At 72.9% G+C, this 24,672-nt stretch carries 21 protein-coding genes and 1 riboswitch; of the genes, 8 read left to right on the top strand and 13 right to left on the bottom strand.

The features are described from left to right. Positions 1-8 precede the first annotated feature (8 nt). The 5 genes from ABZY31_RS15425 to ABZY31_RS15405 all read right to left on the bottom strand — a co-directional run bounded on the left by ABZY31_RS15425 (position 9) and on the right by ABZY31_RS15405 (position 5,839). Entirely contained in the window at positions 9-491 is a 483-nt protein-coding gene (locus ABZY31_RS15425) for a septum formation initiator family protein (protein ID WP_356409846.1), read from the bottom strand. 117 nt (positions 492-608) lie between these two features. Further along, entirely contained in the window at positions 609-1,895 is a 1,287-nt protein-coding gene (eno, locus tag ABZY31_RS15420) for a phosphopyruvate hydratase (RefSeq protein WP_356409843.1), read from the bottom strand. A gap of 259 nt (positions 1,896-2,154) precedes the next feature. Beyond that, positions 2,155-2,862: a transglycosylase family protein gene (locus ABZY31_RS15415; protein ID WP_356409840.1), complete on the bottom strand. Its 708-nt coding sequence runs from the start codon at positions 2,860-2,862 to the stop codon at positions 2,155-2,157. A 2-nt stretch (positions 2,863-2,864) separates the two neighbouring features. After that, a riboswitch (cyclic di-AMP (ydaO/yuaA leader) is annotated at positions 2,865-3,037 on the bottom strand. A gap of 275 nt (positions 3,038-3,312) precedes the next feature. Next, on the bottom strand, positions 3,313-4,356 hold the full coding sequence (locus ABZY31_RS15410; RefSeq protein ID WP_356409837.1) for a transglycosylase family protein: 1,044 nt from the start codon (positions 4,354-4,356) through the stop codon (positions 3,313-3,315). Positions 4,357-4,450: 94 nt separating this feature from the next. Continuing rightward, on the bottom strand, positions 4,451-5,839 hold the full coding sequence (locus ABZY31_RS15405; RefSeq protein WP_356410000.1) for a cytochrome P450: 1,389 nt from the start codon (positions 5,837-5,839) through the stop codon (positions 4,451-4,453). A 118-nt stretch (positions 5,840-5,957) separates the two neighbouring features. Between ABZY31_RS15405 and ABZY31_RS15400 the strand changes: the two genes are divergently transcribed. Further along, positions 5,958-7,154: a globin domain-containing protein gene (locus ABZY31_RS15400; RefSeq protein WP_356409834.1), complete on the top strand. Its 1,197-nt coding sequence runs from the start codon at positions 5,958-5,960 to the stop codon at positions 7,152-7,154. Positions 7,155-7,196: 42 nt separating this feature from the next. Here the strand turns inward: ABZY31_RS15400 and ABZY31_RS15395 are convergent, their stop codons facing one another. The 5 genes from ABZY31_RS15395 to ABZY31_RS15375 form a co-directional block, all read right to left on the bottom strand. After that, a complete protein-coding gene (locus tag ABZY31_RS15395) occupies positions 7,197-8,219 on the bottom strand; it encodes a nucleoside triphosphate pyrophosphohydrolase (RefSeq protein WP_356409832.1) in 1,023 nt (340 codons plus the stop codon). Positions 8,220-8,245: 26 nt separating this feature from the next. Beyond that, the gene (locus ABZY31_RS15390) at positions 8,246-8,872 is read right to left on the bottom strand and encodes a SurA N-terminal domain-containing protein (RefSeq protein WP_356409829.1); all 627 of its coding nucleotides are present in this window, start codon (positions 8,870-8,872) and stop codon (positions 8,246-8,248) included. A 170-nt stretch (positions 8,873-9,042) separates the two neighbouring features. After that, positions 9,043-10,548, bottom strand: a complete 1,506-nt coding sequence (locus ABZY31_RS15385; RefSeq protein WP_356409826.1) for a protein kinase — start codon at positions 10,546-10,548, stop codon at positions 9,043-9,045. Continuing rightward, a complete protein-coding gene (locus ABZY31_RS15380; protein WP_356409823.1) occupies positions 10,545-11,174 on the bottom strand; it encodes a hypothetical protein in 630 nt (209 codons plus the stop codon). The genes ABZY31_RS15385 and ABZY31_RS15380 overlap by 4 nt, the downstream gene beginning before the upstream one ends. 122 nt (positions 11,175-11,296) lie before the next feature. Beyond that, positions 11,297-13,339, bottom strand: a complete 2,043-nt coding sequence (locus ABZY31_RS15375) for an N-6 DNA methylase (protein ID WP_356409820.1) — start codon at positions 13,337-13,339, stop codon at positions 11,297-11,299. A gap of 163 nt (positions 13,340-13,502) precedes the next feature. On the opposite strand from ABZY31_RS15375, the gene ABZY31_RS15370 reads away from it, so the two are divergent. Continuing rightward, positions 13,503-14,225: a hypothetical protein gene (locus ABZY31_RS15370; protein ID WP_356409817.1), complete on the top strand. Its 723-nt coding sequence runs from the start codon at positions 13,503-13,505 to the stop codon at positions 14,223-14,225. Positions 14,226-14,279: 54 nt separating this feature from the next. Here the strand turns inward: ABZY31_RS15370 and ABZY31_RS15365 are convergent, their stop codons facing one another. Continuing rightward, a complete protein-coding gene (locus tag ABZY31_RS15365) occupies positions 14,280-14,525 on the bottom strand; it encodes a DUF397 domain-containing protein (protein ID WP_356409815.1) in 246 nt (81 codons plus the stop codon). After that, complete coding sequence (locus ABZY31_RS15360; protein ID WP_356409813.1) at positions 14,522-15,391, bottom strand: helix-turn-helix transcriptional regulator; 870 nt, start codon at positions 15,389-15,391, stop codon at positions 14,522-14,524. Before ABZY31_RS15360 ends, ABZY31_RS15365 begins: the two co-directional genes overlap by 4 nt. Before the next feature lie 118 nt (positions 15,392-15,509). Between ABZY31_RS15360 and ABZY31_RS15355 the strand changes: the two genes are divergently transcribed. The 3 genes from ABZY31_RS15355 to ABZY31_RS15345 all read left to right on the top strand — a co-directional run bounded on the left by ABZY31_RS15355 (position 15,510) and on the right by ABZY31_RS15345 (position 18,274). Next, the gene (locus ABZY31_RS15355; RefSeq protein ID WP_356409810.1) at positions 15,510-15,926 is read left to right on the top strand and encodes an ATP-binding protein; all 417 of its coding nucleotides are present in this window, start codon (positions 15,510-15,512) and stop codon (positions 15,924-15,926) included. Positions 15,927-16,358: 432 nt separating this feature from the next. Next, entirely contained in the window at positions 16,359-17,156 is a 798-nt protein-coding gene (locus tag ABZY31_RS15350; RefSeq protein WP_356409997.1) for a VOC family protein, read from the top strand. Between the two features lie 194 nt (positions 17,157-17,350). Continuing rightward, positions 17,351-18,274: a phosphatidylinositol-specific phospholipase C gene (locus ABZY31_RS15345; RefSeq protein WP_356409807.1), complete on the top strand. Its 924-nt coding sequence runs from the start codon at positions 17,351-17,353 to the stop codon at positions 18,272-18,274. 13 nt (positions 18,275-18,287) lie between these two features. Here ABZY31_RS15345 and mfd read toward each other — a convergent pair whose 3' ends face one another. After that, positions 18,288-21,839, bottom strand: a complete 3,552-nt coding sequence (gene mfd / locus ABZY31_RS15340; protein WP_356409804.1) for a transcription-repair coupling factor — start codon at positions 21,837-21,839, stop codon at positions 18,288-18,290. A 217-nt stretch (positions 21,840-22,056) separates the two neighbouring features. On the opposite strand from mfd, the gene ABZY31_RS15335 reads away from it, so the two are divergent. The 3 genes from ABZY31_RS15335 (at position 22,057) to ABZY31_RS15325 (ending at position 24,606) form a co-directional block, all read left to right on the top strand. Continuing rightward, the gene (locus ABZY31_RS15335) at positions 22,057-22,545 is read left to right on the top strand and encodes a SigE family RNA polymerase sigma factor (RefSeq protein ID WP_356409801.1); all 489 of its coding nucleotides are present in this window, start codon (positions 22,057-22,059) and stop codon (positions 22,543-22,545) included. Continuing rightward, the gene (locus ABZY31_RS15330) at positions 22,538-23,143 is read left to right on the top strand and encodes a hypothetical protein (RefSeq protein ID WP_356409798.1); all 606 of its coding nucleotides are present in this window, start codon (positions 22,538-22,540) and stop codon (positions 23,141-23,143) included. The genes ABZY31_RS15335 and ABZY31_RS15330 overlap by 8 nt, the downstream gene beginning before the upstream one ends. A gap of 125 nt (positions 23,144-23,268) precedes the next feature. Beyond that, entirely contained in the window at positions 23,269-24,606 is a 1,338-nt protein-coding gene (locus tag ABZY31_RS15325; RefSeq protein WP_356409994.1) for a DUF2079 domain-containing protein, read from the top strand. The last annotated feature ends 66 nt before the right edge of the window (positions 24,607-24,672 follow it).

Here is a 24,672-nt window from a genome sequence, read left to right as displayed (position 1 = left end):
GGTGAACGTCAGTCGGCGGGGCGGTCGGCCTTGTCGACGCCGTCCCAGACGTTCGAGTACCAGGGCCGGTCGGCCGTCGCCGCGCCGGTGCGGCGGTGCTCCGCGGTCTCGGAGTCGACCATCGTGTAGCCGATCTCCCCCGGCCGCACGTAGTGCAGGTGCCTGCGCGCCTGCTGCTCCGCGTAGGCCGGGTCCTGCCAGCGGGCCTTTTCGTCGCGCAGCTCGTCCAGCCGCTTGCGCGCCCCGTCGGCGCTCCGCTGCTGGTCGGCGATCTCCGAGCGCTGGGAGACGTACTGGCGCATCGGGTACGCGAGGGCGACGACCAGCGTACAGAGCACCAGCACCAGCAACGCGGCCCGGCCGGTCAGCCGGCTGCGGCGGACCTGACGGCGCGTCTGCGAGCGGTAGACGTGGGCCGCGGTCCGTTCTCCGAGCTGCTTGAGCCTGGTCGCGGTCGAGAAGGTGGAGAACCGATCCCGGTTCCCGGCCATTGACTCCGCCTCCCCTGTAGCGCACACAGCAATACGTCCCCGCACACGGTACGGGACCGAGCGCGGGGACGTACGGAGGCTGCCTGGCCCCGCGGGGATGAACCCCGCGGAGGAGGGTCAGCCCTTGAAGCGCGGGAAGGCGGAGCGGCCCGCGTACACCGCGGCGTCGTCGAGGATCTCCTCGATGCGCAGCAGCTGGTTGTACTTGGCGACGCGGTCCGAGCGGGCCGGGGCGCCGCTCTTGATCTGACCGCAGTTCACCGCGACGGCGAGGTCGGCGATGGTGACGTCCTCGGTCTCGCCGGAGCGGTGCGACATCATGCACTTGAAGCCGTTGCGCTGGGCCATCTCGACGGCGTCCAGGGCCTCGGTCAGCGAACCGATCTGGTTCACCTTGACGAGCAGGGCGTTCGCCGAGCCCTCTTCGATGCCGCGGGCGAGGCGCTCCGGGTTGGTGACGAAGAGGTCGTCGCCGACGATCTGGACCTTGGAGCCCAGGCGGTCGGTGAGGATCTTCCAGCCGGCCCAGTCGTCCTCGAACAGCGGGTCTTCGAGGGAGACCAGCGGGTACGCGGCGCAGAGCTCCTCGTAGTACTCGGTCATCTCGGCGGCCGAGCGGGACTGGCCCTCGTACTCGTACTTGCCGTCCTTGTAGAACTCGGACGCGGCGGCGTCGAGCGCCAGCGCGATGTCCTTGCCCGGGACGTAGCCGGCCAGCTTGATGGCCTCGACGATGAGGTCGAGCGCGGCGCGGTTGGACTCCAGGTTCGGGGCGAAGCCGCCCTCGTCGCCCAGGCCGGTGGAGAGGCCCTTGCTGTGCAGGACCTTCTTGAGGGTGTGGTAGACCTCGGAACCCCAGCGCAGCGCCTCGGAGAAGGACTCCGCGCCGATCGGAGCGATCATGAACTCCTGGATGTCCACGTTGGAGTCGGCGTGCGACCCGCCGTTCAGGATGTTCATCATCGGAACGGGCAGCAGGTGCGCGTTCGGGCCACCGAGGTAGCGGAAGAGCGGCAGGTCCGAGGCCTCGGACGCGGCGTGCGCGACGGCCAGGGAGACACCGAGGATCGCGTTGGCGCCCAGCGAGCCCTTGTTGTCGGTGGCGTCCAGGTCGCACATGGCCTGGTCGATCAGGCGCTGCTCGGTGGCGTCGTAGCCGACGAGCTCCGGGCCGATCTGCTCGATGACGGCGAGGACGGCCTTCTCGACGCCCTTGCCGAGGTAGCGGTTGGCGTCACCGTCCCGCAGCTCGACGGCCTCGAAGGCACCGGTGGAGGCGCCGGACGGAACAGCAGCACGGCCGGTGCTGCCGTCGTCGAGGCCAACCTCGACCTCGACCGTGGGGTTGCCTCGGGAGTCCAGGATTTCCCGGGCTACGACGACGTCGATGGACGGCACGAGCATCTCCTTATGGGATGTGGCGCTGGGTGTGCGGTGGCGTGTCGGGCCGTGGGACGGCCCTGCCGCTTAGAGCCTAACCGGATCGGGGCGGTCGGCCCGCCGAGCAACCGCTCCCTGGGACGAAAAAGGGTGGGAATACCCCTCTTACAGGACATAGAGCAAGGCTGAAGGCGGGATTCCGCCCGCGGAAACACGACGGCCCGGCGCGTGGGGGGATACGCGCCGGGCGGTGGTGGTCATGCGTGGAGCGTTACCGCGGGGTTCAGCTGAGCTTCAGCTTCTGACCCGGGAAGATCAGGTCGGCGTCCTGCACGATGTCCTTGTTCAGCTCGAACACGTGCTGCCAGCCGCCCTTGACGGCGTTCGCCTGGGCGATGGTGCCGAGGGTGTCGCCGGCCTTGACCTCGTAGGAGCCGTTGCCCGTCTTGGGGGCCTCGGCGGCCGGGGTCTTCTTGACGGGGGCCGGGGTCTCGGCGCGCTCGGAGCGGGTGACCGGCGCCTCGGCGCGCTTGGTCTCCTGCTTCGGCTGGGCCTTCTTCTCGGCCTTCTTCTCGGGCTTGGCCTGCTTGGGGGCCTCGGCCGCGCCGCCGTTGTAGGCCGCGTTCGACAGGCCCACGCCGCAGGACGGCCACGCGCCCTTGCCCTGGCCCTTGAGGACCTTCTCGGCGATGGCTATCTGCTGCGACTTGGTGGCCTGGTTGGCCTGCGGGGCGTAGGCCTTGCCGCCGTACGCCGCCCAGGTGGAGGACGAGAACTGCACGCCGCCGTAGTAGCCGTTGCCCGTGTTGATGGACCAGTTGCCGCCGGACTCGCACGCGGCGACGGCGTCCCACTGGGAGGTGGTCGCGGCGCTCGCGGCGCCCGCGGTCATCAGCGGGGCCGCCACGGCGACACCGGCGACACCGACGAGGGTGACGACACGGGTGGCCTTGGAGGCGCGACGGTGCTTGCCCTTGCCGGAAAGCAGCATGGTTTTCTCCTCACCGACGCCTGCGAAGTGAGCTGTCGGGTTCGGGCGGATGAGTTGCCCGGTCGCGCACCGTGGTGCGCGGCTTAACCCCAAGCCGGTTCCGTGACCGTCTCTCAACGGCCGGTTCCGGCACTTACCTTGGTTCCCCCGCTCCTGCCTTCGGCGCTTGCGCGACGACTGTTCCCTCCGTCCGCCGGCAGGATTCGGCGATGCGGTCGAAGGAGCCCGCGGTGGCGAGCGATTCAGAAGGTAGACAGGTCTCTCCCCGATGTTCAACGAGGGACATCGGGGAGAAACGGGCCCTACTTGCGCTCCCGGGACGGGTGTTTACGCAGGTGAGAGCCGGGTTTGCGGCAGTCTCCGACCAGGACACGCCAGTTGGACCGAAGAGATGCATGTCTCACTTGCACGAATGGGACATACAAGGCGATCTTCGCGCCCGAAGTGCCCCTATTTCTGGCTTAGATCGAGATTCTGCCCCGGGGTGATGAGGTCGGCGTCGTGCCCGATGACCTGCTGATTGGCCTCGTAAAGGGCATTCCAGCCACCCTCGACCCCCTGGGCGGTCGCGATCGCCGTCAGGTTGTCCCCGGCCTTGACGGTGTACGACGGATCCGACAGGGCGTCAGGGGCCGCGGACGTCTCCGCGGCGGGCGTTCCGCGGTGCTTTCCACCGGTTGCCGACGTTTCGCCCTGCGGCGTGGCCGCGGAGCCGGGCGTGGCGGCCGGGCCCGTCGGGGCCACCGGGGCCGCGGGGTTCGACGGGGAGGCCGTCGGACCGCCCGGGAGCGCGGAGCCACCGGTTACGGGCGCCACGGGCGTTCCGGTGGGCCCGGTCGGGGTGGCGGGGCCACCGGTCTCGGGCGCCGGGGGTGGCATGACGGGCAGTCCGGAGGTCAGCGGGGTCTCGGGGACCGCCGGCAGCGCGCCGGGCGAGGCGCTGGCCCCGGACGGGGTGGTGGCTCCGGGGATGTGCCCGGTGGAGGCCGGCGTCGAGGCGGGCGCGGGCGCTCCGGCGAGCGGACCCGTGCCGGAGGCCGGGGTTCCTTCGGGGCGCAGCGGGCTCGGCGCGACGGAACCGGAACCTGCGCGGCCCGGGTCGACGGTGGGCGCGGGGCCGCCCCGGGTGAGCCCGGAGGACTCCCCGCACAGCGGCCAGGCCTGCGGTCCCTGCGAGGCGAGGACCCGCTCGGCGATGGCTATCTGCTGCGAGCGGCTGGCGAGGTCGGGCCGCGCGGCGAACTCCAGCCCGCCCGCGCTCTTCCACTGTTCCAGCGTGAACTGGAGTCCGCCGTACGACCCGCTGCCGAAATCGGCGCTCCAGGTTCCGCCGCTCTCACACTCGGCCACCCTGTCCCAGGTGGTGGTCTCGGCCGCGTTCGCGCCGGAGGCGGCGAACAGCGGCAGAGCGAGCGCGGAGCCGGCGACTCCGGCGGTGACGACGAGGGCGGGGACCTGACGGGGGCGTCTGTGGCGGCCGTTCCCGGAACGCATGAGGGTGGACCTTTCGCGTGGCGGCGGGGGCGACGCGAACCTAGCCGGGTTCGAACGCTTGTCACAAGTCGATGATGCGCAGATCACGTCGAGGTCACAGAGTTGACTCTTCGTCAGCCAAGGGCCCCGGCGCCGCCCCTTCCGCATCCGCAACGTTTGGGGTTGTGAAGCGGACCGGAAGCGTGCGCAGGCCACGCATGATCAGTCCGCCCCGCCACCGCAGCTCCTCGGGAGGAATGGCCAGTTCCAGATCGGGCAGACGCGTCAGCAAACTCGCGAGCGCCGTCTGACCCTCCAGCCGGGCCAGCGGGGCGCCCAGGCAGTAGTGGATGCCGTGCCCGTATCCGAGGTGCTGGTTGTCGCTCCGCGCGAGGTCCAGAGCGTCCGGCGCGTCGAAGCGCGCCGGGTCCCGGTCGGCCGCCGCGAGGACGACGAGCACCGGATCGCCCGCCGGGACGTCCTGGCCGCCGATGGCCAGCGGCTCGGTCGCGTAGCGCCAGGTCGCCAGCTCCACGGGACCGTCGTACCGGAGCAGTTCCTCGATCCCGGTCGCCAGCAGCTCCGGCGCACCGGCCGTCAGCGACTCCTGGAGGAGCGCGCGCTGGCGGGGGTTCCGGAGCAGCGCGTAGGTGCCGTTGCCGATCAGGTTGATGGTGGTCTCGAAACCCGCGAAGAGGAGCACGAAGCACATGGCGGTGGCCTCGGCCTCCGTCAGGTGGTCGCCGTGGTCGCTCGCCCGGATCAGGTCCGAGATGAGGTCGTCGCCGAGGTCGTCGCGCTTGCGGTGGATCAGCTCGCCGAGGTACGCGCGGATCTTCTTGACGGAGCGGGCGACCCCGCCGCGCGGACCGCCGCCGTGCCGGATCATCATCCCGGCCCAGTCGCGGAAGTCGTCCTGGTCCTCGCGCGGTACGCCGAGCAGCTCGCAGATGGCGTAGATGGGGAGCGGGAAGGCGAACTCGTGGATCAGGTCGGCCTCCCCCTTCTGCGCGAAGGCGTCGATGAGCTGGTCCGTCAGCTCCTGCACCCGCGGGGCGAACTCGGCGACCCTGCGCGGGGTGAAGGCCTTCGCCACCAGGCGCCGCAGCCGCGTGTGGTCCGGCGGGTCGATGTTGAGCAGGTGGGTCATCAGACCGGCGCTGCGCTCGCCGGGGATGCCCGTCTTGCCGGGCTCGGCGTGGTGCACCGGGTTCTTGCTCAGGCGCTGGTCGGCGAGGGCCTGGCGGGCGTCGGCGTACCGGGTGACCAGCCAGGCGTCGACCCCGCTGGGGAGCGTGGTGCGGTGCACCGGCGCGTGCTCCCGCAGCCAGGCGTAGGCCGGGTAGGGGTCGGTCGCGAACTCCCAGGTGAAGAGTTCGGGTCCGGCGGCGGGCCCGGCGGCGGCGGTGACGGGACAGCCGCCCGCCCGCTCGGCGGAGGACTCGGCGGAAGGGCCGGCGGAGGGCTCGGCGGGAGGCTCGGCGGGGGTCTGCTGGTGCACCAGGCGACCGTACCCCGGCCGCCGCCACTCATCCCATATGACTGGTTTTCCGCGGCTGTCCGTAGATCACCCTTCCCTTGACCCCGGGTTCCCGGCCACTCCTACTGTCGCTCTTGTGGATGTGAGGATCTTGAAGAGCAGTTTCGCCGTGGTCGAAAGAAGGGCCGAACACGCGGTCAAGTACTTCTACACCCACCTGTTCTGGCACAACCCGGACATCCGCGGCCTCTTCCCGGCCGCCGCCCTGGACATGGAGCGCCAGCGGGACCGACTGTTCGCCGCGCTCACCCACGTCATCGCGCACATCGACGACGGGACCCTCGTCCCCTACCTCCGCGACCTCGGCCGCGACCACCGCAAGTTCCTCGCGCGCCCCGAGCACTACGACGCCGTCGGGGCCAGCCTGCTCGCCGCGCTCGCCGAAGCCAGCGGCCCGGCGTGGACCCCGGCGGTCGAGAAGGCCTGGAGCGAGGCCTACCGGGCGATCGCCGACGTGATGACCGCGGCCGCCGCCCAGAGCCACGACCCGCCGTGGTGGGACGCGGAGGTCGTGCGCCACCTGCGCTACGGCGCGGACATCGGCGTCCTGACGCTGCGGCCGCACCAGCCGCTCCCCTATCTGCCGGGCCAGTACGTCAGCGTGTGCAGCGCCCGGGTACCGGCCACCTGGCGCACCTACTCCGTCGCCAACGCGCCCCGCGCCGACCACACCCTCGACCTCCACGTCAGCCGGATCGACGGCGGCCGGCTCAGCAGCGCCCTGGTCCGGGAGGTCGCGCCCGGCGAGGTGCTGCGGCTGGGCTCGGCGGGCGGCCGGGTCACCCTGCGCCGGGAGGACCGGCCCGCCACTTTCATCGCGGCGGGCACCGGCTGGGCTCCGGTGCGCGCCATGCTGGAGGAGCTGCTGGCGCGGCCGCCGGGGCACGACGTACGGCTCTTCGTGGTCGCCCGCGACGGGGCGCACCTCTACGACCGGCCCCTGATCGACGCGTACGCCGCCGCGCACCCCTGGCTCGCCGTCACCTACATCACGCCCGCGCCCGGGCGCCCCCGCAACGAGGCCACCGCGCGGCTCGCGACGGCGCTCGGCCACCGCGGGCTCTGGCCCGACCAGGACGTCTACCTGAGCGGACCGCCGCAGTTCGTCGCCGAGACCGCCTCGCTGGTGGCGGGGCTGGGCGCGGCGCCGGCCCGGATCTTCCACGACGCGGTGCCCGCGAACACCGGCCCGGGCCACGACCGGCCGCTCGGCTTCGGCGAGTGGTTCCTGAACCGGCCCGACCCGCACTGGCACAACCCCGGCGGCCGGACGCGCTGAGAGCGTTGAAACGGAGGGCTCTGAAAGCGTAAGAGGGGAGCGTTAAAGAGGAGGGACTCCCTCGGCCGCCCGGATCGCGTCCCGGTAGGCGCGGGCCGCCGCGCGTAGCGCCGTCTCCGGGTCGGTGCCCGCCGCCTCGGCGCGCGCCGCCAGCGCCAGCAGTTCGTACCCGATGCCCTCGCCGCTCGGCAGCGGCACGTCCAGGCCGCCCGCGCGGACCCGGCCCGCGAGCTTCGCCGCGAGCGCCAGCCCCGGCTGGCCCACCGGCACCCCGTCGGTCACCGACTCGCGGCGCTTCTCGACCGCCTTCGTGCGCTGCCAGATCGCCTCGACGTCCTGCGGGCCGCTCACCACCTCGTCGCCGAAGACGTGCGGGTGGCGGTGGACCAGCTTGTCGACCAGGCTCCCGGCCACGTCGTCGATGGAGAAGGCCTCCCCGTCCTCGCCCTCGGCGCCCTCGACGCCTTCTTCGGCGATGCGCGCGTGGAAGACGACCTGGAGGAGCACGTCGCCCAGCTCCTCGCGCAGCGCGTCGCGGTCGCCGTCCTCGATGGCCTCGACGAGTTCGTACGCTTCCTCGATGCCGTACTTCGCCAGGCCCCGGTGGGTCTGGAGGGAGGTCCAGGGGCAGGCGCGCCGGACCCGGTCCATGACCTGCACCAGGTCGAGCAGCCGGGCCCCGGGCAGGTCGTAGGAGCCGGGCAGCAGTTCCAGGTCGGGCATCGAGACGCGGCCCGAGCCGGCCAGCCGGGCCAGTCCGTCGGTGAGCCGCTGGTCGCCCTCGCCGCCCGGCAGGACCACCACGGTGCGCCCCCCGGCGCACGCCTCGACCAGCGCGTGGGCGTCCGGGACCCCCGCCTCGACCTCGACGCCCGCCTCGCGCAGGTACGGCAGCTGCGGGTTCGCCGGGTCGGCGCACAGCACCCGGTCCGCGGCGTGCAGGGTCTGCCAGGCGGACCAGGACAGCAGGCCCGGGGCGACCCGGTGGCTCGCGGTCAGCAGGACGATCCGGCCGGTGGGCTCGGCGGGCGGTGCGGCGGGTTCGGGAGCGCTGTGGTCGTTCACGCTTCGAACCTACCCCCGGTGGCGGGTCAGGCTCCGGCGGGGGCCTGCTCGGGCCGGGTCTTCTGGTTGACCCAGGGGGTCCGGGCGTCACCGAGCGCGATCTGCTCCGTGTTCCAGGCGCCGTAGCGCGGGTTGACCTGGATGTGCAGCTCCTTGGCGGCCTTCGCGAGCGGGACGAGGATCTTGTCCTCGCCGAAGCGGTCGCTGAGCCTGCCGAGCAGCAGCTGGAAGCGGAGTTCGCCGTCGATCTGGTCGGGCGCGAGCGGGACCCGGGCCTGCAGCGCCAGCTGTTCGAGCTGGTCGGCGCCCTTGGCCTGGGCGGTCTGCGCCTTGCGGGCGTCCTCGACGTCCTTGGTGCTGACCGACAGTCCGGCGTCGTCGGCGGCCTTTTCCAGGATGCGCAGCTGGATCATCTTGCCGAGCTTGACCCGTTCCAGGCCCGCGCTGGCCTCGATGAGCCGTGCGGACTGCTCGGCGTTGCTCTGGGCGGTGCGGACGTCCTTGACCTGCGCCTGGAGCGCCGCGGTGGTGATCCGTTCGCCGCCGACCACGGCCGCCGTGCCGGGGCGGACCTCGGCGGAGGAGCAGGCGGACAGGAGGGGGGCCGCCGCGAGCAGGGCGGCGGATACGGAGAGCGCTGTGCGACGGTGCAAAGGAGCCTCCCGGGCCGGGCTGGATTGTGCTTTGGTGCACAAGGGCCTTGCGGTGATCGATAGTATGCAGTCCGGGGCGTCCCAGCTACCGCTTCGACCAACGATTCCAAGGGCGTTGGGGTGCGCTTTCACCCCTACAGTCCGCGCCGCCGCACGCGGCGGCGCCCGGGTCAGCGGACCTGGCCCAGCCACTGGAGGGTGCGGCGGACCTCGGTGGGGAACGGGTGGCCCGGACCGTGCAGCTGGTCCGCGTCGAACAGCAGCCGCACCAGCGTGTCGTGCGCCGCCGCCCGGTCCCCCAGGGAGAGCAGCAGCTGCGCCATCCGGCGCCGGACCTCCAGCGGCAGCCCCGGATCCGGGTTCGCGTAGCGGTTCTCGAAGAGCGGCAGCAGCGCACGGTACTCGGCCAGGGCGGCGGCGGGCTCGCCGAGCTGCTCCAGGCACTGGGCGGCGTCGTAGCGAAAGCGCAGGGACTGCGGGTCGCCCGCCGGGAACTCCTCGGCCAGGCGGCGCAGTTCGGGCAGGGCCCGGCGGTACTGGCCGTCGTCCATCAGCGTGGCCGCGTACTGCTTGCGCAGCGACCGGACGACGGGCGAGTGCTCCCCGTGCTGCGCGACGGCCGCCGGGAGGATGTCGCCGAGGATGTCCACGGCCTGGGTGAGCCTGCCCTCGTCCAGCAGCTTCCTGGCCTCGTCGACGGCCGCCGGGACGTCGCGGCGCGCGGGGGCGGCGGCGGGCGGGACCTGGGGGCGGGGCGGCACCGTGACCCGGTCCGGCCAGGGGGCCTGCGGGCGCAGGAAGGGGCGGGTGGGGTCCAGGGGGCCGCTGGGGCTGCCGTGGGTGGGCAGCAGCGGGATCAGCGCCTCGTAGACCTCCTGCGCGGAGCCGGGCCGGTCCTGCGGGTCCTTGGCCAGCAGGTGCATCAGGACCGCTTCGAGGTGGGGCGGCACCTCCGGGCGCAGCCGGCGCACCGGGAGCGGGGGCTCGTACAGGTGCCGGTGGAGCACGCCGAGGGCGGTGGACCCGGCGAAGGGGACGTTGCCGCTGAGCAGTTCGTAGAGCAGCACGCCCAGCGCGTAGAGGTCGGTGTAGGGGCCGACCGCGCCGCCCATGGCCTGCTCGGGGGCCATGTAGGCGGGGCTGCCGATCGGCGAGCCGGTGTGGGTGAGGCGCGTGGTGTCGGTGTCCATGACGGAGGCGACGCCGAGGTCGAGGACGGTGACCGTCCCGTCGGGGCGCACCATCACGTTCCGCGGTTTGAGGTCGCGGTGCACGATCGGCACCGCGTGCACGGCGGAGAGCACCGAGCACAGCTGCGCGACCACCGAGACCGCCCACGGCCAGGGGTACGGGTCGTGTTCGGCCAGATGGTCGGCGAGGTCGGCGCCCTCCACGTACTGCATGACCAGGTACAGCTCGTCCCCGTCGCTGCCCGCGTCGTGGACGGTGACCAGGCCGGGGTGGTCGACCTGCGCCGTGACGCGGCACTCGCGCACGAAGCGGCGGCGCAGCTCCTCGGCGACGCTGCCGGGGCCCGCGACCTTGTCGGGGCGCAGCAGCTTGACGGCCACCCGGCGGTCCAGGCGCCGGTCGTACGCCGTCCAGACCTGGCCCATGCCGCCCTGGCCGAGGACGGTGGCGAGCTGGTAGCGCTCGCCGAGGATCCGCTCGGTCACCGGCCGGGCTCCTGGCCGTGGCCCCGCTCGGTCTCCTGCTTGCGCAGCAGCTCGCTCAGCTCGTCGAGCTCGGCGCGGACCTGGCCGATCCGCGGGGGCGAGGGGGTGTGCGGGGGCTGCGGAAGCGGCTGCTGGTGAGGCCGGGGCTGCGGCTGCGGGGAATGCCGGGGCGGGGCCGGGACGGTCGTGCCGGCCTGCGGCGGGTAGCCGTAGCCGTACCCCTGCGGCTGCTGCGGCGGCACCGGCGGGGCGTACCAGTCGGTGGCCGCGGGCCGGCTGGGCCTGCGCAGGTCGACGTAGAGGAAATACGCGAGGGCGGCCACGCCGGTCGCCAGCAGCAGCGCCAGTCCGATGTCGCCCCGGGTGCCGCCGCCGTCCGCGACCGGGTCGGTGCCGATCAGCGCGAAGCCGAGGATGACGAGGGCCGCGGAGAGGGCGAAGAGCACCCAGTCGCGGGCGGCCCGGGTGACGATCGCGATCCGCAGCATGGTCACCCAGCTGAGGAACCCGCAGCTGAGCAGCGGCACCAGCGCGAAGACCACGCGCAGGGCGATGACGGCGTCCTGACCGCGCTGTGGACCGTACTGCTGGTGCGGCGGCGGGAGGCCGGGGCCGTGGCCGTGCATCGCTGTTCTCCTGACGGACTTCGCGCGTGGTGGGACGGCGCTTCTCGGACGTGCTCGGGTGCGAGCGTATACAGCGATCCGTCCGGCCGGTCAGGGGATGTGCACAACCGTTGCGCACCGGCTCACTCCGCCGTGACCGTACCGTCCGCCAGCGCGTCGTGGAGACCCTGTACGAGCTGTTCGCCGAGCCGTCCGGCGAGCCGCAGCGCGTCCTCGAACTCGGCGAGCGCGCGGAAGCGTTCGCCGTAGCGGCGCTGGTCGGCGAGCGGCAGCCGGGGCAGCTGGAGGCGGCGCACGTCGAGCCGGGTGGCGGTGGAGGCGTAGCTGGAAGCCTGCCGGTTGTTGGCGGTGCCGCGCAGGAAGCCGGCCAGGAACCACGGGTCGAGGGCGGCGGGGTCGGGGCGCAGCAGCTGGAGGTTGCGGCCGAGGGCTGCGCCCGCGTCGGCCGGGCCGACGACCCGGGCGACGGCGGCGGCGCCGACGACGGGGACGACGATGTCGCCCGCCTCGGTCAGGACGGGCTCCTCGGCGGATTCGGCGAGGGTACCGGAGGGGGCACCGCCGCCGTACACGTCGTGTTCGGTGAGGACGGGCACGTCCCCGGCCCCGCTGCCGGTGCCGGTGCGCAGCACCAGGGCGCCCGCGCGGGCGAGTTCGCCGATGGTGGTGGCGGGCAGCCGGACGGGTCCGGCGGCGGGCTCGGCGGGCGGCGGGGTGAGCCGGGCGGCGCGCTGGAGGGTCTCGTCGAGGCGGGCGCGTACGGCGCTCAGCGCGGCCGGTCCGCCGCCCGCGGCGGCGGGGGGCAGATGGCGGGCGGGGGTGAGGTCCACGTCGTCGTCGAGGAGCTCGATGACGGGCACGCAGCGGCTCAGGCCCGGGGTGCCGGGGACCTCGTCCGGGCCGTCGGCGCCGTCGTACGCCGTCCAGGCGGCCAGCACCGCGTCCCGCACGGCGGGCCACGCGGCCCGTTCGCGGCCCTCGCCGCCGCCCAGATCGGCGGTGTCGACGAGCAGCAGCCCGGGCGGGGCCGGGGCGTGCGCGGCGCTCTTGCGCAGCACCCACAGGTGCAGGGGGATGCCGTACGGGGGCGCGGCGCCGGCCGGGAGCGCGATGACGGCCCGCAGTGCGCCCCGGCGGAGCAGGTCGGCGCGGATGCGGCGGCCGGAGCGGCGGGCGGCCGCGGCCGGGGGCATCAGGAGGACGGCGGTGCCGCCCTCGCGCAGATGTGCCAGGGCGTGCTGGACCCAGGCGAGTTCGGATTCGGTGCGGGCGGGGAAGCCGTACTCCCAGCGCGGGTCGTAGGCGAGTTCCTCGTGGCCCCAGTTGCGTTCGTTGAAGGGCGGGTGGCACAGCACGGCATCGACGGCGACCCGCGGGAAGGCGTCGGCGCGCAGGCTGTCAGCGGCGGCCGCGCGGACCTCGGCGGTGCCGTGCAGGGCGAGCCGGAGCGCGGTGAGGGCGACGAGTTCGGGCGCGGAGTCCTGGCCGTACAGGGCAGTGGGCGCGGGGACGGCGCGCAGCAGGCCGCCGGTGCCGCAGGCGGGGTCGAGGACGCTGCGGGCGCCGCGCCCGGCGAGGGCGGCCATCAGCTCGGCGGGGCCGGGCGGGGTCAGCGTGTACTGGCGGGGGTTCGCGTCGAGGTGGCGGCCGAGCAGGAACTCGAAGGCGCTACGGGCTCCGAGCTCCGCGGCGAGCCCGGCGGCGGCGCGCAGCAGCGGCATGGACGCGGGGGTGGTGGCGGCCAGGGCGTCGACGGCCAGGGCGTGGCCGGGACCGAGGCGGGCGGTGAGCACCTGGGCGAGGACGGGCCGCAGCAGCGCGGCCATCCGCGCGTCGGAGACGGCGCTCAGCTCCAGCCAGTCGGTGGGCCGGTCGTGGACGACGAGCAGCGCGCAGCCCGCCTCGACCAGCCCGGCGACGGCTCCGCCGGGGTGGGCGGTGATCTGCTGCCAGACGCGTTCGCGCGGGGGGACCTCGGCCAGCTTGCCCTGGGCGCGCAGCCAGGCCTCGACCTCGGGGAGGGCGAAGGACGGGCTGGTCTCGCTGCCGCCGACGGGCTTCGGGAAGTCGGCATGGCGGCGGCGCCAGTTGCTCACCGCGGCGCGGCCGACCCCGGCGAGGCGGGCGATCTCGGCTGCGGTCACCTCTGTGGCGTTGTCCGGCATGCACAGAGCATACCGGTACACAGACGAGGGACCGCTTCACAGCGTGAACTGCACGATCCCACTGATCACTGTTGACTCGGTTCACAGACTCTGTTGTGATGGCACGCAGGACACCGGTTCACCGGTTCCACCCGCTCCCCCCTCCCCGTAAAGAGAGTCCCCCGTGCGCCCTGCCCGCCTGACCGCCGTCGCGGTCGTCGCCACCACCGCCCTGTTCACCCTCACCGGCTGCTTCCCCTTCGGCAGCGGTGACGAGGGCGGCCCCTTCCCCGGCCAGTCCGGGTCGAAGGTGGCGAACTCCTCCCTCGACGCCCTGCGCGGGGCCTCCTCGCTGACCATCACCGGCACCGTCCGGGACAAGGGCAAGCCGATCAAGCTCGACATGGCGATCAGCAAGGCCGGGGACTGCAAGGGGGCGATGTCGATCGAGGGCGAAGGCTCGTTCGAGCTGATCCGCAACGCCCAGTTCATCTTCCTGAAGGCGGACGAGACCTTCTACCGGACCCAGATGAAGGACTCCCCGAAGGCAGAGGCCGACGCGGCGCTCGCCCAGCTGCCCGGCCACTGGGTGAAGACCAAGGCGTCGGCCGCGGACTCCAAGGAGCTCTCGGCGCTCTGCGACCTGGACGAGCTGCTCAAGGAGTTCGACGAGAGCTCGGGCGCACGAAAGGACGGGGTCGTGCAGCTGGCGGGCCAGAGCGCGCAGAAGCTCACCACAAAGACGACTGACGGCACCGAGAACCTCTACGTCGCCACGACGGGCCGGCCGTACCTGCTCAAGGCCGTGGAGACCGGCAAGGACGCCTCCGAGGTCTCCTTCTCCGGCTTCAACGAGCCGGTGAAGGCCGACTCCCCGACCAGCGGAGTCATCGACACCGACGAGTGATCCCCGGCCGCGGCGGGGGCGGACCACCGGGGTCCCCCCACCGCGGCCGCCGCGCTAGGCCCCGGTGACCTCACCGAGGAACGCGGCCCAGGCGCGGGGCGCGACGGCCAGCCGGGGGCCGGCCGGGACCTTGGAGTCCCGGATGTGGACGGCTTCCGCGCATCCGGCGACCTCGACGCAGTTGCCACCTTCGCCACTGCTGTAGCTCGACTTCCGCCAGTCGAAGGCGACTTCGAGGCATTCGCCACCCTCGCCGGAGCTGTAGCTGCTCTTGAACCAGGCCAGGTGCGTGGTGTTCATAGTTCTCCCAGCAACTTCTCGATCAGGGCCAGTGACTCGTGGGGCGTGAGTGCCTGTGCCCGGATGATCCCATAGCGCTCGCTGTAGACCCTCACCTGTTCTGGATCAGTGATGAGGTTCGCGTGACCGTAGCTCTCGATATAGGCGACCTCGTTGCGGCCCTTGAGGCGAAGAAGAGTGAATGCGCTGTCGAGAGATGGGTGTTCGTCGCGATTGAGTGGCATCACCTGGAGCTGGACGGTTCGTAGTTTGCCCACCTCCAGCAGGCGGCGCAGCTGCGCGCGGTGTACGTCCCTGCCGCCCGTCGGGCGCAGCAGGATGGACTCCTCCAGTACGAAGCTCACTGTGGGAGCGGGCCAGCGCTCCAGGATCACCTGACGGGCGAGCCGGTCTGCCACTCGCTTCTCGATGGTGGCTTCGTTCAGCACAGGACGGCGGTGCCGGAATACGGCCCGTGCGTAGTCCTCGGTCTGGAGCAGCCCCGGAATGGCCTGCACCTCGTAGTAGTGCAAGGCCACCGCCACCGCTTCCGCGTCGGCGAACTTCCGGAACCAGTCGGGGTGCCTCGTCCGGGCTCGCTTCAGCGCTTCCTTCAACTCCGGGATGGCGGCGAGCAGGATGCCCCCGGCACCCACGGCCCGGTCGGTGTTCTCCAGGAAGTCCGGTTGCGGGGTGCGCACGCCCCGTTCGATGGCGGAGACCAGGTCCTCGCCGACGTGCACGAGCGCGGCGAGTTCCTTCTGCTGGAGGCCCGCCCGTTCCCGTAGCACCTTGATGATCTTGCCGAGCGCCTTGAAGAGGTGCGCCGTGCCGTCGACCTCGATGGGCCGCTCCGGCTCTTCTTCGCGTTCCGACAGGTCGTTCATGTGATGAACCGCCCTCGCCCGTACAGCACGTACACGCAACCGGCGCCGCACCTACGGGGGGTCTCCGTAGTGCCGCCGCTGCTGGAAAGCGTACGGCGGTCCGGCCACGCTCGGTGAGGTGACGACTGAAAAGAGTGACATGGCACCGGAGTTCCGGCAGCTCCTCTCCGCCACCCCGCGGGGCGCCCGGCTCGCCCGGCGCCTGGCCGGGGTGCAGCTCGAAGAGTGGGGGATCCCGCGGGGGTGCGCGCTGGCCGAGGACGTGGAGCTGGTGGTCGGGGAGCTGGCCGCGAACGCCGTGCTGCACGGGCGGGTGCCGGGGCGGGACTTCGAGGTCCGGCTCGGCTACGACGGGCTGCGGGTCCGGGTGGAGGTGAGCGACGCGCGGGGCGAGGCGGAGCCGGTGGAGGCGGTGGACCCGTGCCTTGCGGAGAGCGGGCGGGGGCTGGTGCTGGTGGGGGCCGTGGCGCGGGAGTGGGGGGTGCGGCCGCGGGGCAGCGGTGCGCCGGGCAAAACGGTATGGGCCAGCCTGTGACCCTGGCCCGGCTGGCTGTCCCCGCCCGCCGGGCATCCCGCTTCCCGGGCTCCGCCCAGACCCGGTCCTCAAACGCCGGACGGGCTGAAGGTGGCCTGACCCGGCACCATCCCAGCCTCCCCGGCGTTTGAGGGGCCGCCGGAGACAACCACCGCCGAACTCCACCCGCGGCCCAGCCTCCCGGGCTCCGCCCGGACCCGGTCCTCAAACGCCGGACGGGCTGAAGGTGGCCCAGCTGGGTTGAACATGGCCTGGGCCGGGAGCGACGGCGCGCCGAGGACGCCGAGCAGGGGGCGGACGGGCCAGAAGCGCCCCCGCATCGGCACCCGCCCCGGGTCGGTCACCCGTTCGGCCCGGTTCCGCCCGACAGGGCCCGGGTAGGGGACGGCCCGTCCTTCCCCACCACCCGCCCCGGAGGCATCCGTGCCCGACATGAACGGCCCCTACAAGCCCGGCACCCCCTGCTGGATCGACCTGATGGTTCCCGACCAGCAGGCGGCCCTCGACTTCTACTGCGACCTCTTTGGCTGGCAGGGAGAGGTCGGCCCGCCGGAGACCGGCGGCTACTCGGTCTGCACCCTCAAGGGCAGGCCCGTCGCCGGCATCATGAAGGCGAGCAACCCGGACGGCACCGTGCCGGACCCGATGCCGCCGACCGTGTGGACGACGTACCTGTCCACCGACTCCATCGACTCCGCCCTCAAGTCGGTGACGGACGCGGGCGGCACCGTCATGGTGGGCCCGATGGACGTCATGGACCTCGGCCGGATGGCCGTCCTCGCCGACCCGACGGGCGCGGTCGTCGGCCTCTGGCAGCCCGGCACCTTCGACGGCGCGGGCATCGTCAACGAGCACGGCGCGCTGATCTGGAACGAGCTGAGCACCGGCGACACCGCCGCCGCCTCCGCCTTCTACTCGGCCGTCCTGCCGGTCACCACGGCCACGACCGAGATCCCGGGCGCCGAGGGGTACATCGAGTTCAAGGTCGGCGGCCGCGCGGTCGCCGGGATGATGGACCTGTCCGCGCTGCCGCCCGGGACCCCGCCGAACTGGCTGCCGTACTTCCAGGTGGACGACGCCGACGAGATCCAGGCGGCGGCGACCCGCGCGGGCGCCACCGTCCTGGCCCCGGCCTTCGACATGGCGGTGGGCCGGATCGCCGTCCTCGCCGACCCGCAGGGCGGTGTCTTCGCCGTGATCACGGCGAAGGCCCCCGAGCAGCCCGCCTGATCCGTTCCGCGGCCGGGGAGGCGCACCGAAGGGTGCCCTCCCCGGCCGCGGCGCGCGCTCCGGCCCTCTTGGCACGTCAGTGGGGCGTGAGAAAAACGTTAGCGGCCCGGCCTACTTTCGGCGCACACGGTGGCCCGACCACCACCGCGCGCACTCTCCCGCGGACGGCGTCCGCGGAGATACGGAGACCAGGTATGAGCCCCACCCGTCGTGACGTTCTGAAATGGGGAGCCGGAGCAGGCGCCGCAGCAGCGGTCACCCTCGGCCTTCCCGGCACCGCCCGGGCCGCCGGTAGTTACTACTTCTACGACTGGATGGGCAAGCTGCCCAGCAGCAAGTACCTCTACCAACTGACGATCCCCGGGACGCACGACTCGTGGTGCACCGACCCCGCCAACGGGACCAAGTGGTCCCAGACCCAGAACTGGGGCGTTCCCGAACAGCTGGAGCGCGGGATCCGCTTCCTCGACATCCGGCTGAACGGCCTCCAGGGCGCGCCGAACGAATTCGGCGTTTACCACGAGGACAACTACCAAGGGCACCGCTTCCAGGACGTACTGGAAGCCTGCCGCAACCACTTCAGGAACTACCCGGGCGAAACCGTCGTCATGAGGGTGCGCAACGAGCGCAGGGGCGGGCAGGCCCTCGGGGACGAGGAGTTCCGGCGCCGCTTCAACTACTACCTGGACAACATGGGCTACCGGAACCTGGTGTGGACGGCGCCGTCCTGGCCCAAGCTGGGCCAGGTGCGCAGCAAGATCGTCATAGCGGCGGACTTCTCGAACACCTGGGGCATCCTCGACTGGTCCAGCAAGAGCAACACCTACTTCGACACGCAGGACGTCTACAACACCTCCGTGTTCGACAAGACCGACCTCATCGTGGCGCAGTTCGACGAAGCCTGGCGGAACCAGAACTCCGGCAAGATGTACGTGAACTTCACGAGCTACGCCGGCGGGAACTGGCCCCAGCAGAACGCCTACGGCACGCTTCCGGACGTCCTCAAGTACCTGGACGACCGGAAGACCGAGAGGACCCATTTCGGCATCGTGCCGCTGGACTTCCCGGACTTCTACCCCGACATCGTGCGCCTCCTGGTCCAGAAGAACTTCCTCTAGACCGTTCGAGGCGTCAGGAACCGAGGATCGTGGTGAGGAACTCCCCCGTCCAGGCCAGGAGTTCCCGCCCGACCAGCGGCTTTCCGCCGACCCGGGCGGTCTTCGGGCGGGGCACCAGGATCTGTGAGGTGACCGGCTTGAGGACCGTCCCCGGGTAGAGCCGCTTCAGCCGCAGTTCCTGCGACTCCCGCAGCTCGACGGGGCCGAAGCGGATGTTGGGGCCCGCCAGCGTGATGTCACCGACTCCGCAGGCGCGCGCCAGCATCCGCAGCCCGGCCACCAGCAGCAGGTTCTCCACCGGCTCGGGCAGCTTGCCGTAGCGGTCGGTCAGTTCCTCGCGCACCGCCTTGATGTCCGCCTCCGAGGTGGCGGCGGCGATCGAGCGGTACGCCTGGAGGCGCAGGCCCTCGCCCGGCGCGTAGTCGTGCGGGACGTGCGCGTCGACCGGCAGCTCGATCTTCACGTCGAGCGGCGCCTCCTCCTGCTCGGCGCCGTCGACCGCGGAGCGGAAGTCCGCGACGGCCTCGCCGACCATCCGGATGTACAGGTCGAAGCCGACGCCCGCGATGTGACCGGACTGCTCGCCGCCGAGCAGGTTGCCCGCGCCGCGGATCTCAAGGTCCTTCATCGCGACGTACATGCCCGCGCCCATCTCGGTGTGCTGGGCGATCGTCGCGAGCCGCTCGTGCGCGGTCTCGGTCAGCGGCTTCTCCGGCGGGTACAGGAAGTAGGCGTAACCGCGTTCGCGGCCGCGCCCGACGCGGCCGCGCAGCTGGTGCAGCTGCGAGAGGCCGAAGTTGTCGCCGCGCTCCACGATCAGGGTGTTGGCGTTGGAGATGTCGATGCCGGACTCGACGATCGTCGTGGAGACCAGGACGTCGAACTTCTTCTCCCAGAAGTCGACGACGACCTGCTCCAGCTGGCTCTCGCCCATCTGCCCGTGCGCCGTCGCGATTCGCGCCTCGGGCACGATCTCGCGCAGCTTGGCGGCCGCCCGGTCGATGGACTCGACCCGGTTGTGGATGTAGAAGACCTGCCCCTCGCGCAGCAGTTCGCGGCGGATCGCGGCGCCGATCTGCTTGGTCTCGTACGGGCCGACGAAGGTCAGCACCGGGTGCCGCTCCTCCGGCGGGGTGGTGATCGTCGACATTTCGCGGATGCCGGTGACCGCCATCTCCAGGGTGCGCGGGATCGGCGTCGCGGACATGGTCAGGACGTCGACGTTCGCGCGGAGCTTCTTCAGCTGCTCCTTGTGCTCGACGCCGAAGCGCTGCTCCTCGTCGACGATGACCAGGCCGAGGTCCTTGAACTTCGTCTCCTGCGAGAACAGCCGGTGGGTACCGATGACGATGTCCACCGAGCCCTCCCTGAGGCCCTCCAGGGTGGCCTTCGCCTCGGTGTCCGTCTGGAACCGCGACAGCGCGCGGACCTTGACGGGGAACTGGGAGTAGCGCTCGGAGAAGGTGCCGAAGTGCTGCTGCACGAGCAGCGTGGTCGGGACGAGGACGGCGACCTGCTTGCCGTCCTGGACGGCCTTGAAGGCGGCGCGGACCGCGATCTCGGTCTTGCCGTAGCCGACGTCGCCGCAGATCAGCCGGTCCATCGGGACCGACTTCTCCATGTCCTCCTTGACCTCGGCGATCGTGGTCAGCTGGTCGGGCGTCTCCGCGTACGGGAAGGCGTCCTCCAGCTCCCGCTGCCAGGGGGTGTCGGGGCCGAAGGTGTGGCCGGGGGCCGCCATCCGCGCGCTGTAGAGCTTGATCAGGTCGGCGGCGATCTCCTTGACCGCCTTCTTGGCCCTGGCCTTGGTCTTGGTCCAGTCGGCGCCGCCGAGCCGGTGCAGGGTGGGGGCCTCGCCGCCGACGTACTTGGTGACCTGCTCCAGCTGGTCGGTGGGGATGTAGAGGCGGTCGCCGGGCTGGCCGCGCTTGGCGGGGGCGTACTCGACGAGCAGGTACTCGCGGGTGGCGCCCTGCACCGTGCGCTGGACCATCTCGACGTAGCGGCCGACGCCGTGCTGCTCGTGGACGATGTAGTCGCCGGCCTGGAGGGTCAGCGGGTCGATGGTCTTGCGGCGCCGGGTCGGCATCCGGCCGAGGTCCTTGGTGGCGGTGCGCTGGCCGGTCAGGTCGGTCTCGGTGAGGACGGCGATCTTGAGGCCGGGGTCGACGAACCCCTGCTCCAGGGAGCCGCAGGCGACGTGGACCAGGGAGGGTTCCAGCGTCGCGAGGTCGGCTTCCAGGCGGGCCGCGATGCCCTCGCCGCCGAGGACCTCGACGGTGCGGGCGGCGGGGCCGTGACCCTCGGTGACGTAGACGGTGTGCCAGCCGTCGGCGATCCAGCCCTTGGTGTCGGCGAGGGCGCGGGCGGTGTCGCCGCGGTAGGCCTCGGGGGCGTGCATGCCCAGGCGCAGCGTGTCGCCGCCCAGGTCCGCGTCCGGGTCGGCGTCCGCGGCGAAGGGCGAGACGGACCACCACATGGTGCCCAGTTCGCGGGCCCGTTCGCGGACGTCGGCGATCCCCCACAGGGAGGCCGCGTTCAGGTCGATGGGCGCCTCGCCGCCGCCCGCGGTGGCCGCCCAGGAGGCCTGGAGGAACTCCTGGCTGGTGGCGACCAGGTCGGCGGCCCGGGTGCGGACCCGCTCGGGGTCGCAGACGACGGCCATCGCCCCGGCGGGCAGCACGTCCAGCAGCAGTTCCATGTCGTCGACCAGGACCGGGGCGAGGGATTCCATGCCCTCCACCGCGATGCCCTCGGCGATCTTGTGGAGCAGTTCGCCCAGCTCGGGGTGGTCGACGGCCAGCGCGGCGGCGCGCTCGCGCACCTCGTCGGTGAGCAGCAGCTCCCGGCACGGCGGGGCCCACAGCCCGTGTTCGGCGATCTCCAGGGACCGCTGGTCGGCGACCTTGAAGTAACGGATCTCCTCGACCTCGTCGCCCCAGAACTCCACCCGCAGGGGGTGCTCCTCGGTGGGCGGGAACACGTCGAGGATGCCGCCGCGCACGGCGAACTCGCCGCGCTTCTCCACCAGCTCCACCCGGGCGTACGCGGCCGCGGCGAGCGCCTCGGTGACCTCGCCGAGGTCGGCGCTCTGGCCGCCGCGCAGGGCCACCGGGACCAGGTCCCCGAGTCCCTTGACCTGCGGCTGGAGCACGGAGCGGATGGGCGCGACGACGATGCTGACGGGCCCGGCGGCCGGGTCGTCCTTGCTCGGGTGGGCGAGCCGGCGCAGGACGGCGAGGCGGCGGCCGACGGTGTCGCTGCGGGGCGAGAGCCGCTCGTGCGGCAGCGTCTCCCAGGACGGGTAGTCCACGACGGTGGCGGCCTGCTCGGGCGGCATCAGCGAGCGCAGCGCGGCCGCCAGGTCCTCGGCCTCCCGGCCGGTCGCGGTGACGGCGAGGACGGTCCGCTCGGTCGTGCGGGCCAGCGCGGCGATGGCGAAGGGCCGCGCCGCGGCCGGTCCGACGAGGTCCACGTGCATGCGGTTGCCGTCCGCGGCAGCCCGGACGGCCTCGCTGAGCGCGGGGTCCCGGGTGACGGCGTCGAGCAGTCCGTACAGGCTCATGAAGGCGGCTTTCCGTCCGGTGGGGTGCCGTGGGGCGGCAACGCGAAGGACCCGACACGTCGTACGGGCCGGGGTCCTCCCACCTTACGGCGCGGGTCCGACAGTCGCGCGGGGGAATGCGTACGTCCGGCGCGTAAAAGATCTTGAGGTGCCGTGTCAACCGGAGCGGGTGCCTCAGGCGTATACACGTCGACATCTGTCCAGCACCGGGAGCCGCATGACCGTCGAGGAGTTCGAGGAGTTCTACGCGTACTCCGTGAAACACCTGGTGGGACAGGTCTACCTGATGACCGGTGACCTGCACGAGGCGCAGGACGTGGTGCAGGAGGCCTTCGTACGGGCCTGGTCCCGGCGGGCCCGGCTCTCCCGCGACGCCGGGCCCGAGGCCTGGATCCGCACCGTGGCCTGGCGGCTCGCCGTCAGCCGGTGGCGGCGGCGCGGGCGGGCCGCCGAGGCCTGGCGGCGGCACGGCGCCGCGCCCCCGGCGGCGTCCGGTTCACCCGATCCCGCGACGGTGGCCCTGGTCGGCGTCCTGCGCACGCTGCCCGAACGGCAGCGGCGGGTGGCCGTCCTGCACTACGTCTGCGACCTGTCCGTGGAACAGGTGGCCGCCGAGACCGGCATCGCGGCGGGCACCGTCAAGACCCACCTGTCCCGGGCGCGGGCCGCGCTCCGGCCGCATTTCGAGGAGGCGCGCGGTGAGTGATTCCCCCGATTTCCCCGAATCCCCCGATTCCCACCCGTACGACGATCTGCTCGGCGCCGCGTTCAAGCACGCGGCCGGGGAGAGCGGACGCCGGGTGCTGCCCGCCCCGGTCGCGGTGGTCGCGGAGCGCGGCGCCCGGCGCAGGCGGCGCCGCCTGGCGGCCGTGTCCGCCTGCGCGGTGTGCGTCCTGGGCGCGGGCGGTGCGCTCGCGGCCGTCGGCCTCGGTACGGGACCCGCGCACCGGGACGCGCCCCCGGCCGCGCCGTCCGCGCCGCGGGTCGGCGGGTCGGGTTCCGTCGACCGGTCCGGGCCGGGGGGCCTCTCCTCCTCCGCCCCCGCGGGGTCCTCGTTCCCTTCGGGCGCCTCCTCGGGCGGCGACCCGGCGACCGGATCCTCGCCGCCCTTCACCGCCCCCGGGAGCGACGGGGCGGTGATCACCGTGTCCCCGTCCGCCCCGGATCCGGGGACCGGCGCCTCCGGGAGCGCGCCCGTCACCCCGGGCCCGCGGACCTCCGCGCCGCCCGGGTACTCCGGGTCCCCCCGGGCCTTCGGCTCCCCCGGACCCTCCAGCGCGGCCGGCGAAAGCCCGCTGCGGTGACCGCCCTGCACGCCCCGGCCCCCGCCCCGGCCTGGGCCGCCGTACCACCGGCCGTACGGGCCACCGCGGCGCCCGGCCCCGGTCCCGGCGCCGCGGCCCGGCGGCCGGGGGGCCGGGCCCCATACCTGCTGGCGGCGGTCCTCTTCGCCGCCTACACCCTGCTCTCGGTGCTCCGCTACGCGCGCCTGGAGACCATGTCCTGGGACCTGGGCATATTCGAGCAGGCGGTCCGCGCCTACGCGCACCTGCAGGCGCCCGTCGTCGACCTCAAGGGCCCCGGCACCCGGATACTGGGCGACCACTTCAGCCCGGTGACCGCGCTCCTCGCGCCCTTCTACCGGCTCTTCCCGACCCCCGTCACCCTGCTCGTCGCCCAGGCCGCGCTGTTCGCGCTCTCCGCCGTACCCGTCACCCGGGCCTCGGTGCGGCTGCTGGGGCCGGCGCGCGGGCTCGCGCTGGGCGCGGCGTACGGCCTGTCGTGGGGGGTCCAGCGGGCCGTCGAGTTCGACTTCCACGAGATCTGCTTCGCGGTCCCGCTGCTCGCCTTCGCCCTGGAGGCGCTGCTGCGACGGCGGACGCGGGCCGCGCTGCTGTGGGCGCTGCCGCTGGTCCTGGTCAAGGAGGACCTCGGGCTCACCCTCGCGGCGCTGGCCTGCGTGGCCGCCTGGCGGGCCCGGGCGCACGATCGGCGCGGGGTCCGGCTCGCCGCCCTCGCGGCCGCCTTCGGGACCGCGGCGAGCGTCCTGACCTTCGCCGTCGTCATCCCCGCCTTCAACGCGGCCGGGGACTACGACTACTGGAGCAAGGTGGCGCAGGCGGGGCCGGGCGCCGCCCTGACGGACGGCCTCGGCGTCAAACTCGCCACCCTCGGCTGGCTGCTGGTCCCCACCACCGGCCTGCTGGCCCTGCGCTCACCGCTGCTGCTGGTGGCGCTGCCCACCCTCGGCTGGCGGTTCCTCTCGGGGGACCCGCACTACTGGTCCACCGACTGGCACTACAGCGCGGTCCTGATGCCGGTCCTGGCGCTCGCGCTCGCGGACGCGGTGGACCTCTCCCGGCACTCGCCGCGGCCGCGGCTGCGCGCGTACGCCCTCCAGGTGCCCTCGGCCGTCCTGGCCGCCGCGCTCGCGCTCAGTGTGACCACGCTGCCCCTGGCCCGGCTGGCCGAGCCGGGGACGTACCGGATGCCCGACCGGGTGGCGGCCGCCGAGCGGCTCTTCGCGGGCATCCCGGACGGGGCGCGCGTGGAGGCGGACGTCGCCCCGATCGCCCGGCTCACCTCGCGCTGCCGGGTGTTCTGGATCGGGGGCACCCGCGGCCTGGTGCCGGACTGGATCGTCTTCGAGTCCTCCCCGGGCGACACCGGCGACCCCCGCGAGGAGGCCCGCCGACTGCACCCCGGCGCGGAGTTCGTCCGGGCGGACGAGGGCGGCGGGTTCGTGCTGCTGCGCCGGGTCACGTAGTAAAGGCGACGGCGGGCGTCCTCGCGGGGGTCGCCGGTGTCGCCCGGGGAGGACTCGAAGACGATC

It is taken from the genome of Streptomyces sp. NPDC006529 (assembly GCF_040611795.1).
Lineage (GTDB): Bacteria > Actinomycetota > Actinomycetes > Streptomycetales > Streptomycetaceae > Streptomyces.
The sequence above is the reverse complement of the archived record's forward strand: the minus strand, read 5'-3'. Positions and strand labels throughout refer to the sequence as shown.

Bases quoted from the DNA above. Each gene is read 5' to 3' on its own strand.
- ABZY31_RS15425 (WP_356409846.1), bottom strand. From the start codon at position 491: ATGGCCGGGAACCGGGATCGGTTCTCCACCTTCTCGACCGCGACCAGG.
- eno (WP_356409843.1), bottom strand. From the start codon at position 1,895: ATGCTCGTGCCGTCCATCGACGTCGTCGTAGCCCGGGAAATCCTGGAC.
- ABZY31_RS15415 (WP_356409840.1), bottom strand. From the start codon at position 2,862: ATGCTGCTTTCCGGCAAGGGCAAGCACCGTCGCGCCTCCAAGGCCACC.
- ABZY31_RS15410 (WP_356409837.1), bottom strand. From the start codon at position 4,356: ATGCGTTCCGGGAACGGCCGCCACAGACGCCCCCGTCAGGTCCCCGCC.
- ABZY31_RS15380 (WP_356409823.1), bottom strand. From the start codon at position 11,174: ATGCACGGCCACGGCCCCGGCCTCCCGCCGCCGCACCAGCAGTACGGT.
- ABZY31_RS15375 (WP_356409820.1), bottom strand. From the start codon at position 13,339: ATGCCGGACAACGCCACAGAGGTGACCGCAGCCGAGATCGCCCGCCTC.
- ABZY31_RS15365 (WP_356409815.1), bottom strand. From the start codon at position 14,525: ATGAACACCACGCACCTGGCCTGGTTCAAGAGCAGCTACAGCTCCGGC.
- ABZY31_RS15360 (WP_356409813.1), bottom strand. From the start codon at position 15,391: ATGAACGACCTGTCGGAACGCGAAGAAGAGCCGGAGCGGCCCATCGAG.
- ABZY31_RS15350 (WP_356409997.1), top strand. From the start codon at position 16,359: ATGAACGGCCCCTACAAGCCCGGCACCCCCTGCTGGATCGACCTGATG.
- ABZY31_RS15345 (WP_356409807.1), top strand. From the start codon at position 17,351: ATGAGCCCCACCCGTCGTGACGTTCTGAAATGGGGAGCCGGAGCAGGC.
- mfd (WP_356409804.1), bottom strand. From the start codon at position 21,839: ATGAGCCTGTACGGACTGCTCGACGCCGTCACCCGGGACCCCGCGCTC.
- ABZY31_RS15335 (WP_356409801.1), top strand. From the start codon at position 22,057: ATGACCGTCGAGGAGTTCGAGGAGTTCTACGCGTACTCCGTGAAACAC.